This is a genomic window from Virgibacillus xinjiangensis (assembly GCF_042643145.1).
GTDB lineage: Bacteria > Bacillota > Bacilli > Bacillales > Amphibacillaceae > Virgibacillus_O > Virgibacillus_O xinjiangensis.
Window position 1 is genome coordinate 56,141 of the sequence record NZ_JBHRSA010000041.1, and the last position, 15,324, is coordinate 71,464.

Annotated in this window: 17 protein-coding genes and 1 pseudogene; 6 read left to right on the forward strand and 12 right to left on the reverse strand. The window is 43.9% G+C overall.

What is annotated here, in order from left to right; translation table 11 throughout:
- Window positions 1-30: 30 nt before the first annotated feature.
- A pseudogene (locus ACFOGI_RS09625) lies at window positions 31-1,442 on the reverse strand (LysM peptidoglycan-binding domain-containing protein).
- Between the two features lie 182 nt (window positions 1,443-1,624).
- Window positions 1,625-3,061, reverse strand: a complete 1,437-nt coding sequence (locus ACFOGI_RS09630) for an alkaline phosphatase PhoX (RefSeq protein WP_390271801.1) — start codon at window positions 3,059-3,061, stop codon at window positions 1,625-1,627.
- A gap of 198 nt (window positions 3,062-3,259) precedes the next feature.
- Here ACFOGI_RS09630 and ACFOGI_RS09635 point away from each other — a divergent pair, with 198 nt between their 5' ends.
- Window positions 3,260-3,478: a twin-arginine translocase TatA/TatE family subunit gene (locus ACFOGI_RS09635; RefSeq protein ID WP_390271804.1), complete on the forward strand. Its 219-nt coding sequence runs from the start codon at window positions 3,260-3,262 to the stop codon at window positions 3,476-3,478.
- A 40-nt stretch (window positions 3,479-3,518) separates the two neighbouring features.
- On the opposite strand, the gene ACFOGI_RS09640 is transcribed toward ACFOGI_RS09635, so the two are convergent.
- The 5 genes from ACFOGI_RS09640 to ACFOGI_RS09660 all read right to left on the reverse strand — a co-directional run bounded on the left by ACFOGI_RS09640 (window position 3,519) and on the right by ACFOGI_RS09660 (window position 5,962).
- Window positions 3,519-3,791, reverse strand: a complete 273-nt coding sequence (locus tag ACFOGI_RS09640) for a hypothetical protein (protein WP_390271806.1) — start codon at window positions 3,789-3,791, stop codon at window positions 3,519-3,521.
- Window positions 3,792-3,963: 172 nt separating this feature from the next.
- The gene (locus ACFOGI_RS09645) at window positions 3,964-4,551 is read right to left on the reverse strand and encodes a YitT family protein (protein ID WP_390271808.1); all 588 of its coding nucleotides are present in this window, start codon (window positions 4,549-4,551) and stop codon (window positions 3,964-3,966) included.
- 161 nt (window positions 4,552-4,712) lie between these two features.
- Entirely contained in the window at window positions 4,713-4,964 is a 252-nt protein-coding gene (locus ACFOGI_RS09650; protein WP_390271810.1) for a hypothetical protein, read from the reverse strand.
- Window positions 4,965-5,032: 68 nt separating this feature from the next.
- Window positions 5,033-5,332, reverse strand: a complete 300-nt coding sequence (locus ACFOGI_RS09655) for a TIGR04104 family putative zinc finger protein (protein ID WP_390271812.1) — start codon at window positions 5,330-5,332, stop codon at window positions 5,033-5,035.
- Between the two features lie 90 nt (window positions 5,333-5,422).
- Complete coding sequence (locus tag ACFOGI_RS09660) at window positions 5,423-5,962, reverse strand: DUF1648 domain-containing protein (protein WP_390271813.1); 540 nt, start codon at window positions 5,960-5,962, stop codon at window positions 5,423-5,425.
- A gap of 153 nt (window positions 5,963-6,115) precedes the next feature.
- Between ACFOGI_RS09660 and ACFOGI_RS09665 the strand changes: the two genes are divergently transcribed.
- Window positions 6,116-6,580, forward strand: a complete 465-nt coding sequence (locus ACFOGI_RS09665) for an SRPBCC family protein (RefSeq protein ID WP_390271815.1) — start codon at window positions 6,116-6,118, stop codon at window positions 6,578-6,580.
- Between the two features lie 83 nt (window positions 6,581-6,663).
- Here the strand turns inward: ACFOGI_RS09665 and ACFOGI_RS09670 are convergent, their stop codons facing one another.
- Window positions 6,664-7,473 (reverse strand): 3D domain-containing protein, encoded by an 810-nt coding sequence (locus ACFOGI_RS09670; protein ID WP_390271817.1) that lies wholly within the window; start codon window positions 7,471-7,473, stop codon window positions 6,664-6,666.
- Between the two features lie 206 nt (window positions 7,474-7,679).
- Window positions 7,680-8,585, reverse strand: a complete 906-nt coding sequence (locus ACFOGI_RS09675; RefSeq protein WP_390271819.1) for a glycine betaine ABC transporter substrate-binding protein — start codon at window positions 8,583-8,585, stop codon at window positions 7,680-7,682.
- A gap of 248 nt (window positions 8,586-8,833) precedes the next feature.
- Here ACFOGI_RS09675 and ACFOGI_RS09680 point away from each other — a divergent pair, with 248 nt between their 5' ends.
- Complete coding sequence (locus ACFOGI_RS09680) at window positions 8,834-9,832, forward strand: aldo/keto reductase (protein ID WP_390271821.1); 999 nt, start codon at window positions 8,834-8,836, stop codon at window positions 9,830-9,832.
- A gap of 60 nt (window positions 9,833-9,892) precedes the next feature.
- On the opposite strand, the gene ACFOGI_RS09685 is transcribed toward ACFOGI_RS09680, so the two are convergent.
- Entirely contained in the window at window positions 9,893-10,528 is a 636-nt protein-coding gene (locus ACFOGI_RS09685; protein ID WP_390271823.1) for an FMN-dependent NADH-azoreductase, read from the reverse strand.
- Window positions 10,529-10,940: 412 nt separating this feature from the next.
- On the opposite strand from ACFOGI_RS09685, the gene ACFOGI_RS09690 reads away from it, so the two are divergent.
- Complete coding sequence (locus ACFOGI_RS09690; protein WP_390271825.1) at window positions 10,941-12,416, forward strand: MFS transporter; 1,476 nt, start codon at window positions 10,941-10,943, stop codon at window positions 12,414-12,416.
- A 91-nt stretch (window positions 12,417-12,507) separates the two neighbouring features.
- Here the strand turns inward: ACFOGI_RS09690 and ACFOGI_RS09695 are convergent, their stop codons facing one another.
- A complete protein-coding gene (locus ACFOGI_RS09695) occupies window positions 12,508-12,831 on the reverse strand; it encodes a YolD-like family protein (protein WP_390271827.1) in 324 nt (107 codons plus the stop codon).
- Entirely contained in the window at window positions 12,831-13,046 is a 216-nt protein-coding gene (locus ACFOGI_RS09700) for a WYL domain-containing protein (protein ID WP_390271829.1), read from the reverse strand. Before ACFOGI_RS09700 ends, ACFOGI_RS09695 begins: the two co-directional genes overlap by 1 nt.
- Before the next feature lie 309 nt (window positions 13,047-13,355).
- Here ACFOGI_RS09700 and ACFOGI_RS09705 point away from each other — a divergent pair, with 309 nt between their 5' ends.
- Window positions 13,356-13,529: an aspartyl-phosphate phosphatase Spo0E family protein gene (locus tag ACFOGI_RS09705; protein ID WP_390271831.1), complete on the forward strand. Its 174-nt coding sequence runs from the start codon at window positions 13,356-13,358 to the stop codon at window positions 13,527-13,529.
- Between the two features lie 149 nt (window positions 13,530-13,678).
- Window positions 13,679-15,223, forward strand: a complete 1,545-nt coding sequence (locus ACFOGI_RS09710) for an FAD-dependent oxidoreductase (RefSeq protein ID WP_390271833.1) — start codon at window positions 13,679-13,681, stop codon at window positions 15,221-15,223.
- The last annotated feature ends 101 nt before the right edge of the window (window positions 15,224-15,324 follow it).

A 15,324-nucleotide genomic window follows, 5' to 3' on the forward strand; every position in this document is an offset into this window, starting at 1 on the left:
TGGTGGTTGATTCAAAAAAACAAACTCCCCTTATAACTTACGTATGGTAAAGTAGCTTTGAAGGACTGGCCAATTCTGTGGGAATGGGCTCCCCAATACCCAGTAGCTTCCTCCTCTCAAGCCGTATTCTTCAATGGTATCGTATTTCGCTGCCATGCTTCGTGCATCTTCAAACCAAACTTCATGCTCTTGATCATTTTCATCAACATAGCGAAAATAGGGAGATTGGGAAACTTGGTCATACTGAATGGATGCTCCATATCTTGCAGCGAGCTCCACAGCTTCCTTGGGGCTGACGGTGCGGGCACGTGTCCCTTCTATCCATGGTATATTCCAGTCACGACCATACAGGGGTATTCCCATCAATATTTTTTCACGCGGGATGACGGTCACCGCATAATCCAGGACTTCCCTTACTTCATGAATAGGTGCGATTGCCAATGGCCTGCCGCCGGCCCACCCCCATTCATATGTCATTAATACGACAAAATCAAGGATTTCCCCTTGTGCGGCATAATCATGTGCTTCATATAGTAGTCCTGCTTGGTCTGCACTGTCCTTCGGTGCCAGGGCGGAGGATACAGAATACCCCAGCGGTCGCAGCCTCTCCACTACACGTCTGAGAAAACTATTGTAGTTTTCCCTGTCTTCCGGATAAACGTACTCTAAATCGAAATTTACTCCTGTATATCCTTTTTCCTGCATCTCCTCAAGGATATGGTCGATGAGTGAATTCTGACGCTCGGTATTTCTCAGTACAGCAGCTGCTATGTCCGAGCTGAACGAACCACCCGAAAAATTGGTCAATACAAGCAATGGCGCTACATTATTTGCCCTAGCCGCCTCCAGCAGCGGAGTATCTTGCAATTCTGTAAGAGAGCCATCTTCCCGGAAGGAATAAGTGAATGGTGTTAAATAGGTGAAATGCCTGCCAAGTGCAAGCACCTCCTGCCTTCCTGTCTCACTCATATCTGTTGTATACGCATTAATATCTTTTACAGGCTTTGCTCCCCTCGGTATATAGAGCACTTGGCCTATGGAAAGAAAGGATGGATCAGCAATTTGGTTTACTTGCATGATTTGCTGGACAGGTACGTTATAGGTTTGAGCTAATGCCCATAAAGTTTCTCCTGGTTGGACAGTATGTGGAAAATAAGGAAGGACCAACATGTCACCAACAAAAATCAACGACGGGTCCGAAATCTGATTGAGCTGCCCCAATTGTTCTAGAGGCATTCCAAAACGTTGGGCGATTCCCCAAAGTGTGTCACCCTGTTGCACGACATACTCCCGGCCAGGCTCCGGTATTACCAATGCTTGCCCAACCACCAGTATGTCCGGAAGATTAAGTTGATTCGCTAAAACAACCTGATTGATATCCGCCCCATAACGGAGGGCTATCTCCCATATGTATCTCCACGCTGTACCACATGAATTTGCATACATCCACCACCTCACAATATGTCCCTATATACCAAGCTATTCAGAAGGCATGGACGATATTATGCTGATTTCCCCTATAGGCATCGAAAGAAGGACACTGTCCATACAACAGATGAATTGCTTAATGATCCTTTCATACAAAAAACTGCCCATCCGAAGATGGGCAGTCACTTTTTTCATCTTATAGAACGGGCATCCCATGACGATGGAATGCGGCAACTTCAAGGTCAGTCATTCCCTGTACCTCTGCAAAGGCAGCAAGTTTATCTGAAATCTCAGGTGCATAGCCTTTCGGGGGAGCAGCATGTCCCATGCGACGCTGGCCTCTTGCATTTCTCTTGGCAAATGGTCCCCAGATTGCCAATGTCAATCCTGGATCCTGGATGTTCACGAAGAATGTCTTCCCATCTGGAGAGAATGTAGGTCCAGCCAGTTCTGAATGATTCAGTCTGTTTTCAGCAAATGTATAGGCTTCTCCTTCAGGCGTAAGGCCGATAATCCTGTCTACCCCGCCACCATCTTCCGCAATCCATAGGTCTCCCCATGGTGTAACTGTTATATTATCCGGAGCTTCCAGGTCATTCGATTTGGTAGATTCATAGAACAATTCCAAGGTGTTCGTAGCCGGGATGTAACGGTAAACTGTACCTAACCCCTCTTGCCCTCCGGAAGTATCAGAGAACCAGAAAACTCCCCCTACCATATGACAGCCCTCCAACCGGGAGAATTGGATGCACCCTTTATCTTCTGCATCATCCGTGGGTTTCTCCGGATCCACATCTTTCCATACGATACCAAACTTCTGCCCGGAATAGAAATCACTTGCATGATTGGCGCTTAACTCCTCTATGGCTGCTGCCTGCAGCTTTCCTCCTTTATGTAGTGAGCCGATTTTCTGACTGCGGTCGTTTGGAAGAAATCGATAAAAAAAGCTTGGTCCTGCATCCTCTGTAAGATAAACAATGCCAGTTGCAGGATCTACATCCACTGCTTCGTGGGAAAATGCCCCCATTTCACGTATCGGTGTTTTTGACAAGTTGTTCTCCGGATCCAATGGGTCTACTTCAAAGACATATCCATGTCCCCTGTGCAGGGTTTCTTCACAGGTCAACCAGGTGCCCCACGGTGTCCCGCCACCTGCACAGTTACGGATGGTGCCGGCAGAGGTCACATATTCTTCCTCTACTTTCCGGTTGGCTCCTACCACGAGAGCGGTCGTTCCGCCTGTATAATCTTTACTATACGGATTTTCACCGATCACCGGATACTTCGTATTGCCTGTCAGCTCGTGGTTGCGTACGAGAATGGTAGAATTGTGTTTCCCCTGGAATGCTGCCATACCATCAAACTTTTGAGGGACAGGCCGGCCATCTGCCATTTTGCTTCCCTCTTCCGAGATAATTCGGTATTGGAATCCTCTTGGAAGGTCGAACACACCACCAGGGTCTTTTGCCAGAGGCCCGAAGCCGCTCAGTGACCCTTTCGCCTGGGGAGATGCTGCAAGAGCTGCTTTTTCACTCAAGGATAAGAACCCGCTTGCCCCTAAGGCGATTGCTGCTGTACTCATGCCCCCGACCCTCAAAAATCGACGCCTGTCCATATTCGGTTTCCCACTCATTGAAAATCCTCCTCTGTTCATTTATGTTTCCCTGATTCCTATTACTAGCGTAACAATTGGTTATTAAAGGAAAATTGAATCGTTGTAAAATAAACGTTAATCCCTTGCGATTTGGTTGTCCCGAAATAGAAACGTGTTAAAATAAGAAATATAGGGAAGAATGAAGTTACAAAACTTTTATAAAGAAGGGATTTTTAGATGCTTTCATCAATTGGAATACCAGGCCTGATTTTAATCCTAGTCATCGCATTGGTTATTTTCGGTCCTAAAAAGCTTCCGGAAATCGGCAAGGCCACCGGAGAGACTCTGCGCGAATTCAAAAATTCCGCCCGCGATTTGGCAAGTGACCCAGAAGAAGAGAAGAAAAAAGATAGCACGGAATCTGCGGATACTCCAAAGGAAATGAGCAAATCATAGAGCACAAGAAAAGGGATGCAAATTGCATCCCTTTTTTCATTTAGAGAACATCATGGTTGTTTTGTTTCGCCTCCTGCACCTGTTGGCGAGTATCATGCAGTTGCTGATATGCTTGCTGAAACTGCGGATTCTCTGTAGCTTCCTTCCCAGCTTCATGCTGTGCCTGCTGAAGTTCCCATTCCGCATGCTGCAGCTGGTCATGCGCCTTCTCCAGTAATTCTTCGTCCTGTCCTTGTGCCAGACGGATGGCTTCCTGAGCCTCATCAATCTGATGACTGGCTTTTTGTAATTGCTGATGTAAATGTTCGGACATATACAATCCCTCTCTTTCATGAAAGCTATGCAATATTTTTTCCCAAGTCAGCCTTATTATGTATCATCTGTCTCTATGAAAAGCTTGCAGGCTTACTCGAAAGCAGGCAGTCTTATACATGGTATAAAAAATTCTGTGTTAGGTCCTTCCTCTTGCCCCTGCTGCTCCAAGCTCAATACTTTACATCCCATGTACAGATACTCGTAAAAACCCCTACAAACAAGATGGTGATGAAAGAGAGGAGGAAAGTATGAGGAGAAATCAGCAGACCTCCCGCACTGATGATCAAGACATCCATGATAAATATAAGAACACCAACATTCATTTGAAAGGCTTTCGCCATAAACTGGGCCAGTAGATCGGTTCCTCCGGTACTGGTCTTCCAACGTAGCATTACTCCAACGCCAAGCCCGATAAATAACCCTCCCAAAACCGAGCTCAACAGCGGCGGGATATGGAAGGTATGCAAAACTTGCTGATGAAATGGGGAAAGTAGATCAATAGCAAAGGAAGAGAACAGCATACCGTGCAGGCTGTTATAAAAATATTCCCGGTAATATATCCAAGCCAGCACAAAAATCGGAATACTCAACCCGATAATAACCAGGCCTGTCTGCATTCCTGTAAGATACCTTATAATTAAACCTACTCCTATCAGCCCTCCATCAAGGAGCCTGAAAGGAGTCAGGAAAAAATTAACTCCGATTGACAGAAGGACACTCCCGAACATTATACTGCCTGCTTTTTTTAGAAGAAACATCGCCCACTTCATCTCCGATTTTTGGGACATGTTCCATTTATATGTATCCCGCTGGAATTGTTGCTGGAAATCTGGAACCTAAAGCATCACATGGGAGATAATCTGGCTCATAAGCACACTCTTACCAAACAAAATGCCTTCCTCATCGGAAGGCATGCATTTTATAACTTTATGGAGTGTTCTTCTTCGAGCTTTCGATGAATTTCCTTTAATTTCGGCTTTTTCGCAATGATCGTCCTTGCCCGTTCCGCCAGATGGATAAGCTCTTCATTTTGCTCATCCTTCGGTAAACTTTTTTCATATTGATAGGTCTCCATCATGGTCGTTTCCAACAATCGTAAAATGGAGCTTTGTGTACGGGCTGCTTGAAGCAGCAGATCGCCTTTTTCGCTTCCTTGTGTGGATTCTGCCATCCTGCCCCTCCTTCCAAATGCCTTTTCTATAAGATAACATTTAAACTGTCTTACTGGCGAGCAATCGTCTACCAAAGCGGTTCCTCTTCGTCCGTCAATTCGTAGAAAAATGGAATAATAATTATTATAAGGAACATGTAGGAAATGAGGATCAATAACCACAAAGCAATGGAAACATCAAAAAATGTAGACATCAGGACGATGATAGGTGAGACGAAGCTAATGCTGCTGCTCTTTATCCTAGATTTTGCCGTCAAATACTGTTTTTCTCCACAATAGGGGCAAGTCATTCCAACAGATAACGTAAATGATGCAATATATGTCTCTTTCCACGACCATTTGTTGTCACATGTTTTACAAACCGGCATATAGGCTCCCTCATTTCTATCTGAAATTCCCTTCCATTACCACAACGCACCATACTACTCACTGTCCCATCTCGGATAGAAGTAAAGCTATTAAGGTCGGTTTTCTCTCAACCCCTTGTATATCATCCATAAGAATACAAACGGCACAAAGAGCAGGAATGCGGTCAACAGCTGAACAATCATACCCAACCCCTCCTGCTGTCCCAATGCAGTCTGTATCACACCATGTTGAATATAAGCGAAAATCAGACTTACCATTAAATTAAGAAGAGCTATCATTCTTGTGCTATGTTTACGGACCATTTCCGCCTCGGATTTTTTCAATCCTTTCTTCTGAATAAAAGGGATGTTCACAAAACGCAGGGATTCCCGAGGATCTTCTTGTTTAATGACAGTGAAATAATTAATAAAAAAGAATGTAATAACAGTAAGAACATGAATTGCCGGCAAAACAACAAGTGTTTGCTTGCCACCCCATGCATCCGGCTCTCCTGAAAAATTGAAATGGCTTGGAATCTTTTCGGGAAGCCTGCCATAATAGTTGACTGTATAAAGAATAGAAATTGCCGCAACTCCTATGGTCAACATATCCACCATAGGAGAGTAATATTTATTGATCTGCCTCCACATCCATCTCACCTCCATCCACCATGATTTTCTAAATAACCATGAGGTGTTTCTCAAAAAATCATCCCTGTGAGCAGGGATTCTTTTCTTCATGTCTAATCAATATATATGCATCGTACTAATCGTACTATAAATATGAAGAAAAGAGGACTTTCTATGAAGAAATGGACAAAGCGAATTGATATTTCCGCTCCTATGGAAAAGGTATGGAATTTATTTGATGGTGAGTTGGAGGATATGCAGAAGATCATGCCCCAAGTTATCGATCATCAACCAATTAGCATTACAGATGAAAGAACGGGAAGCGTGTATCTACAGAAATATAAGGAAGGAAAACGGGTGGAAGAATATGAGGTGGAAACACTCGAATACGTCGACAGGACCGACGCCAAGAAACTGAAGATTGGTTTTACATTGGCTGGCATGTTTGAGGTAACTGCCTGTTACGAATTGGAAAAGATCAGGGATGGCAGCACGACACTTATTTACACAGTGACGAACCGCCCCTTGAAATGGTTTGCAAAAGTATTCCTGTTGTTTGCTACAGATAAGGTGGTTGATGACTTCATGGTCCGTGTGAAGACGGTGGCAGAATTGGAAAACAACAAAGCGGCCTTATAGTCATAGATCCTTGATTGTGAAGGTGTAAACTCCAAAACAAAGAAAGCATCTCCCGAGAGGAAGATGCTTTCTTTTCGTATCGGTTAATCCACTATGGTCACTTCAACCGTTCTTCTGCCCCAGCTATATGCTTGATCTTTGCTAGGAACATGGACATCAATCTTGTTTCCTTTGATGGCACCACCTGTATCAGCAGCTACGGCATAGCCATAATCTTCTACATATACTTCCGTACCAAGTGGAATAACATTTGGATCAACGGCAATCACTTTTGCGTCCGGATTGGCATTCAAGTCAACACCAGTAGCAGTTACACCGGAACAACCGGCACACCCAGCGGTATAGGCAGTCGATTCAACTGTAAGTGTCTGTCCTTCTGCCTGATTGGAAGCAGGTTTTTCCTGTTTGGGTGCAGCTTCCGCTTCGGTCTTCTGTGTATTCACTTCCGCTGTCTCTGTTTCTTCCGTCGGCTCTGCTTTAGCAGCAGTTTCTGTATGTTGTTCCACAACTTGTGGTTCTGTGGTAGCGGCCTCGCCGTTCACAGCTAATTGTTCACCAGTATAGATCAAGTCGGAAGATAGATTATTCCATGCTTTCAAATCAGAAACCGTCACACCTTGGTCACTGCTGATGCTGGATAGAGTATCTCCCTGTTGTACAATATAGTAGTTTGTCTGTTCATTCCCCTCGACTTTCAACACCTGATCAGGATATATCATGGTCGAGTTCAAATTGTTTATGTCCATCAATGCTTCTACTGTTGTATTATTATTGTTTGCAATATTCCATAGGCTGTCACCTTTTTGAACGGTGTGGTCTGCTGCGGCTGATACGGATGTTGCAGAAATTCCTGCGATAACCAACCCTGCAAATGCGGCTACTAACTTTCTCATTAGGTAATCCCCCTTTTGTTTATTACAGGAGTAATCGTACCATAGCCAAACCCATTCTGTGGTTACAGGGCGGTTAAGTGTAGGTTACATGAATTACAAAATGGACAGAAATGTTACAAATGGAATATATTAGATTTCATAGGTTATACATTCCAGCTTTTCTACATAGATGATATGGGGATTCTATGTGTTTTTATATAGAAGCCTTACTCAGCTGGCTCCAGATCTTCGATAGATTCTATATCCATATAACCTGGCACGACCATTCCGATCCTTGCGCCTTCCAAGTTGGCACCCAGGTCCTCGAAGTCTCCTTCGTGCTCATCATAGAATTCCTTTGTCGTGGTAGGCATCCAGACCGCTACGGTTGCATCTGCATCCCCTGTGGCAACTGCCTGGTACATGACAGACACATCTGCCGGTGTCACTGTTACATCATATCCTTTTCCTTCCATGACTTCAGCTACAGCATAGGTGGAGGTAAGCTCGGAATCCCATTGGGTCGTTACCAATTCCACTTCTATCCCGTCAACTTCTTCCACACCTTTTGTCCATGCTTCTGACTTATCTTGGTTGTCATGCACCCATTGACGGGAAAGTTCTTCAATATCTCCGCCAGTCTGCTCCGCTTCAAGCATAATGCCTTCCATATCTTCTACTTCCCATTCAAACTGATCTAGTATTTTATAAGCCCCTGGTTTCTCTTCTTTCAATCCTATACGGGCAAGTGTCCTGATTTCTTCTGCCTCACCATATACTCCCTTAGGATCTTCCAGATACTTTAAATCCGGATATTCGGCGAACATCCAATGGGGATTCCATCCAGTTACTACGATTGGTTCCTCCTGATCAATGGCTTCGCGCAGTTCAGCCATCATGGCAGCTGTTGATGATTGTTCAAGCTCCCAACCTGTTAGATTGCTATACTCACTTAAAACTTCTTCGGTTGTTACGGTTACCCCTGCACCAGGTTCAATACCTGTGATTTGATAGTCCATCTGCTCACCATAGCTCATAGGCTCTTCGTTGCTAGAGTTTCCCTCTTCTCCAGTCCCACATGCGGACAAAATCATCAGGGATGTTAGAACGATGGGTGTAAGAATCTTTCTCATAATAAATATGATGCTCCTTTCAACTATGTATTGAGTTCCCCCCTAATGAACATAACATAAATTTATTTCGAAGTATGAAATAATGTTTGGAATGTTGGAATATTAGAATTTGATTAAGGGTTTCACTAGGCTCATAGAGAACGTCTGTGACATGGATGACACCGGACATTTCTGGGTAAAGTAGTTGTGATATTTCCTTTGTTCTACTATATTTGGACTGGAAGTTCATTAATAAAGGGGGGTTCTCCATGGAGTACCGCAATCTTGGAAATACAGGCTTAAAAGTAAGTGTCCTCTCCCTTGGCACCATGACATTTGGAGAAGATTGGAATATTGGCTTTGGAGACCAGGCAAAAGCAGATCACATGGTAGATATGGCAATGGACGCTGGAATCAATCTTTTTGATACGGCAGATGTCTACAATAATGGTGTATCAGAAGAAATGCTTGGAAAAGCCATCAAAAACAAACGCCAGAATCTTATTCTGTCAACAAAAGTATTAGAAGCGATGAGTGATGATGTTAATGACCGCGGCCTCAGCCGCTTCCATATTATGAACTCGTTAGAAAACAGTCTACGGCGTCTAGGAACGGATTATATCGATCTCTATCAACTTCATGGATTTGATTCTACTACCCCGTTAGAAGAAACATTACGGGCTCTGGAAGATGCCGTAAAGCAAGGAAAAGTGCGTTATATCGGGGTATCCAACCATGCTGCATGGCAGATGGCGAAAGGACTCGGCATCTCCGATAAAAACGGATGGGCCAGATATGCAACGGCCCAGATGCATTACAGCTTGATCAACCGGGACTTGGAGCATGAAGTCATCCCACTTGCCCAGGAAGAAGGATTGGGCATCCTTGTCTGGAGCCCCTTGAATGGCGGCTACTTGACTGGGAAATACCATAACAACCACTCCCCCTCGGAAGGACGTTTTGCCAATCAGGATTCCGGACACTTTCCGCCCATTCCAGATATTCAAAAGGCGGACGACATTGTAAGGAAATTAGTGGAAATCAGTGAAAACCATAGGACAGGACCGGCTGAAATTGCCTTGGCTTGGCTGATGAATCGCCCGGGTGTCAGTTCCGTCCTCATCGGTTCCAGAAAGCTTGAACAACTCGAATCAAATCTGAAAGCGGCTGATATCAAATTAACACAAAAAGAGATGGAAGCCCTCCACGCTGTCAGTGAACCAAGGATTCCCTATCCTCAGTGGATGATCAATATGCAAGGACTATAAAAAGAAAAGGAGCAACCATCCCCTTACCGGGCATGGTTGCTCCTTTTATGCATTTAATATTTAAGCTTCCTGGAAAGCCAACTTGGATGCTGATTCGCTTACTCTTTGCAGTCCTTCTTTTACAATTTCTTCCGCTTTCTCTGGCATGGCATTATGGCCTTCAATGATTACTTCATCGATGACCTCCATTCCAAACATACCGGAAAGGATATTGCGCATATAATCAACAGCCATTTCCATTGGTGCCATTTCCGGAGCAGAGTAGACTCCGCCCCGTGCATTCAGTAGAATGATCTTTTTATCGTCCATCAATGGGACAAGATTTCCTTCTGCATCATATTTAAACGAGAATCCTGCTTCGGCAATGTAATCGATGAATGTCTGCAATTTCGCAGGGATGGTGAAATTCCACAATGGGAAGGCAAATACAAGCACATCTGCACGGATTACTGCATCTTTGGCTCGTTGTTTGGCAGCAAGAATCTTCTGTTCCACTTCGTTCATGTCCTCTTCCTTATCGAGCTTCCCCAGTGCATTCAAGAGATCCTGGCCGAAGTAAGGCATCTCTTCTTCAAAGATATCGAAAGTAGAGACATTAAAGTCTTTATTGTCTTTCACTTGCTCCATGAAAGCCTCATACATTTTGGTAGAGATTCCTTCTGGACGGTTGTTTGCTTTGACTACTAATATATTCATATTATTTCCTCCATGTCAGTTAAATCTGTGAAGCTAGTATGTTAAACACTGATACTTATTATAAATAACTAAGTATATTAAAGCAAGGGGATTATCTCACACAGTATTTTCCATACATCTTCCTTAACTGTATTCTGAAAAATGTCGAAAAAGGCAAAAAAACGGTTGATTATACAAGCGCTTTCACTTACAATAACGGTAACATTTTAATTTGCTTGCCAAACAAACTAACTTAGAAGGCTTTACTCATCCGCGTGAAGGTCGAATTTTTTTAAACCAATAGGTAAGCGCTAACAAAGGAGGGTTTGTATGTCTTGTTCATCCATCTACGAACAGCATATGACCATACAGAATAAATAGCTTACTAAACTTTGAAAACGATTTCCCACTTTAAGACACTGGAGGTAATACTATGGCAAATACAGCTTCAGCAAACGGCCAGCAATATAATTCTGCCAAACTCTGGCAAATCGCCCTTTTTGCCCTTAATAACACTGCAACAAACTTGTATTTATTCATTATTGGTTTCGTATCTTATTATGCAACTGGTGTCGCCGGACTGACGGTTGTAGTAGTCAGTGCTGTCATCGGGTTGAGCAGAGTATTCGATGCTATTACAGATCCGATTATCGGCTACATCATCGATAAAACGGAGTCGAAATTCGGTAAATTCAAGCCGCTAATGCTGCTTGGAAATCTAATTCTCGCCAGCTCGGTACTCATTATGTATAATGTCACGCATTCCTTACCGCAAGCCATGCAGCTGCCTTTCTTCATTATGATGTATGCCATCTATATTATTGGATATACATTCCAAACTGCCTGTACGAAAGCGGCCCAAACCGTTTTGACCAACGATCCGAAACAGCGTCCATTGTTCAGTATTTTTGATGCCACCTATAATATCGGGGTATTTACAGGCGGGCAGATTTTTGTTGCCTCCTATCTGGTGGGCAAACACGGTGACTTTACCATGTCCTTGTTCACCGAATTGAATACCTACGCAATTGTTACAGCAGGTATCTTTACCATTCTGGCTGTGATCGCCATCAATAACAGGGATAGAAAAGAGTATTATGGACTCGCTGATGCCACCGTCCAAACCAGATTCCGTGACTACTGGCCGATCCTTAAAGGAAACAGGCCGATGCAAATGTTGGTCATCGCAGCGTCTACGGACAAAATTGCTGGTATGGTTCTCAGGCAGCCTGCCGTCTACATTATGTTTTTCGGAATCATGATCGGTGATTACGCACTCAGTGGAACCATTTCTTTGATTACCATTGTTCCAACGCTTTTGATTACATTCCTCGGAGTTAAAATTGCAACAAAAACAGGTTTAAAAAGTGCACTGGTGAAAGCAACATGGCTTGGGATCATCACAGCTTCCCTGCTGATTGTATTCTTCCTGCTCATTGAACCTACAACAATTTCTCTTGAGAACATCGGTTTGACTACCTTGATTTTCCTTCTCCTCTATGCAATATTGAGAGGTATTGAAAGCTTGACACCTGCGATCGTCATTCCAATGATTGCAGATGTATCCGACTATGAGACCTATAAGACAGGACGCTACGTACCAGGAATGCTCGGAACCATCTTCTCCTTCATCGATAAGGCGATGTCTTCCTTGGCACCGGCACTTGTAGGTATTACTGTAGGATTCATAGGGTATGAAAATGAATTCCCACAATTAGGAGAAGCTTTGACCACTCCATTACTGATCGCAACGATGGTATTGATGTTCGGTATTCCAATTGTCGGCTGGATCATTACCCTTACTGCCATGCACTTCTATCATTTAGATGATAAGAAAATGAAAGAAGTGCAGACAGAAATTGCAGCAGTCAAAGAAAAAATGAAAGAAGAAGGTACAACGGCTATATAAGGTGAATGATACTCCCCTTCCGAGGGGGGTATTCTTTTTGTCCAAAAAGATGGGGCAATGACCCGCGGCAATGGCTCATCCGCGGACAGGGTTATTCTATATATACATCCAGCACCTGGTCGGCCATGATTTTTCCTTGTCCTTCCAGTTGGATACAGTTGTCGAGAGGATTTATTCGGGAGATTTTTCCCTTTGCCGTCAAGTAATCCCGGCCATTATAATACTTGATCTCCACAGGAAGGCTGTCATGAGCGGCCATCTGCAATACCCTGTTGATTTCTGTCAGCTTCTGTTCATCCAAAATGGGCATTGGCCTGGCCTCCCTATCCTCCCACATATCTTTCAACATCTGGATATGCTCAGGAAGCATCAGAGAGGTCCACTTCATATTTCCGCGATCATTTACTTTTCCCATTATGCTCCCACCTTTCTTCGGACTGGGTAGGCCGATAGAATCCGGTCCAATTTGAATTTGCGCACCTCTTTTTTGGTATAGCAATAAGCGAGAACATACTCCCCCTCCACTTTTACTACTCGGATGATCCGCTGGGAAATTTGGCCGTTTCCAGATAGATAAATCATCTCCAGCTTCTGTGTGCCACCCGAAATACGTGTAAATAATTCTTTCATGGATGCCCCTCCTTCAAGAACTGTTGTTCCGAACCTTTGTTCTTATCATAACACGAACGAAAAATTTTATGCAACGTAAATCTCTGTCATATTGAAGCGCTAAATGTGTGGCTAAAACATCAAGTGTGGCGGGAGATAGAGGCTGAATAACCAATTATTTGTCTAGTTTTATCACTTGTCTACTTTCGTAGAACAGTGACTTCTTTTGTGGAAACCATTGATTCCGTTAGAAAAGGTTGCCATAATGAATTTGTTGGGCCACCAAATAAATAAATCTGTACGATTGAAAATGTAGAGGGGAAAAATATAATGGACCAAATAATAGAACCAGTGGAGCCTGAACTACCCATGGCCATCCTAATGAAAAAAGAAGAAATGATAGAACTTGGACTGAGATATGGTTTAGCCAATGAAAAAACAATTGAATGCAGCCAGCAGCTGGATGATCTCCTGAACAAATTCACACATGGAGAGATTCGGTAAAGACCGACACATAATAGAAGCAAAAGAAGAAATCCCTGAGGCAATAGCGATGCATCAGGGATTTCTTTAGTTTCGCTCGATGGACGTTCACAGGCATGCAGCCCCTTAGAGATGGGTATAGTTCTCTACTAGGAAAGGAGGAACCGTCCATGAATCAGAAACGAGACGAAAAAAATCTCCCAGATCATTCTGCTTCCTATTGGAGAAAAGATAAAATATCAAAGATTTTTCCACCTCTAAAAGAAAATATCAAAGCCGACACCACTATTATCGGCGGCGGCATGACCGGCATTCTTGCAGCTTATATGCTGGCACGTGAAGGGAAAAATGTTGTATTACTGGAAGGCTCTTCCCTTCTCGACGGAACCACCGGCTTCACCACAGCTAAAGTAACCGCCCAGCACGACGTGATGTACAGCCAGTTGATTGAGATGCATGGAGAAGAACAGGCTGGCTTTTATTATGATGCACAAGTGGAGGCTATGGATGAAATCAGGGCGATCATCGATAGACATGAGATTGATTGTGATTTTAAGTATCAAGATGCCATCCTCCATGCAGGCACAGGCCAAGGAAAGCGAATGCTGAAGAAAGAGAAACATGCTTATGATATGATCGGCATCAAAGGTGAGCTGACCGATCAGACCTCTCTTCCCTTTCATACCGAGAAGGCATTGATCATGAAAGATCAGGCACATTTTCATCCGGTGAAATTCTTAGAAGCGATCGTCAAGGAAGTTGAAAAGAGCGGTGGCCGTATCTATGAAAATACCACTGCCCTCTCGACTGAAAGCAGTGATGAGGGTATGACGGTGAAAACAAAAGGAGGGTATGATGTCCAATGCAGACATGCAATAATGGCCACCCACTTTCCTTTCGATGATAAGAAAGGATTCTACTTTTCCCGGCTCCATCCAAACCGCTCCTATACCTTGGCAGTCAAAACAGAAAAGAACATTCCCGATGGTATGTATCTTGGCATCGACCAACCGAGCTTTTCGATGAGACATGCTGAAATGGGCGGCGAAAAAATAGCCATCTTTGGTGGCGAGGGGCATAAGACTGGAAAGAGTATAGACACCCTGCAGCATTTTGAGAATATTCGTCGGTTCGTTGACAATTATTATGGAATAAAAGAGGTCCTGCACAGATGGTCTGCACAGGATCTAACTCCACCCGATGAAGTGCCGTACATCGGCCAGGCCGTCACAGGGCAGCCCGGTCTACTTGTAGCAACAGGTTATAAAAAATGGGGAATGACGAACAGTATGGCTGCAGCAACCCTGCTGCGGGACCTGATTCTGGGAAAAGAAAACCGTTATAAAGAACTGTTTGCCCCTACAAGGACACACTTGAAGAAAGAAACCGGCAAAGCAATTCTCAAGGAACTGGCTGATGACGGCGCACAAATGATGAAATCTCATCTGAAGCGGAGAGAAAAACATGTCGATGAACTAAAAAATGGTGAGGGCGCCATTGTCAGTATAAAAGGAAAAAGAACTGGGGCTTATCGAGACGAACAAGGGGAACTGCATTTAATTGATCCAACCTGCACCCATATGAACTGTGGGGTGGATTGGAATAATGGTGAAAAAAGCTGGGATTGCCCGTGTCACGGATCACGTTTCTCTTGCACTGGAGAAGTCATCGAAGGACCAGCTGTTGAGCCCCTGAAAAAATTGAATAACCAATAGAAACAACTCCTTGGACGTGTGGAAGTCCAAGGAGTTTTACCTATGGCAGCACGCTCGCAACACATGGGTTTTATGCATAGGATGCATTATCCTACTTTCAA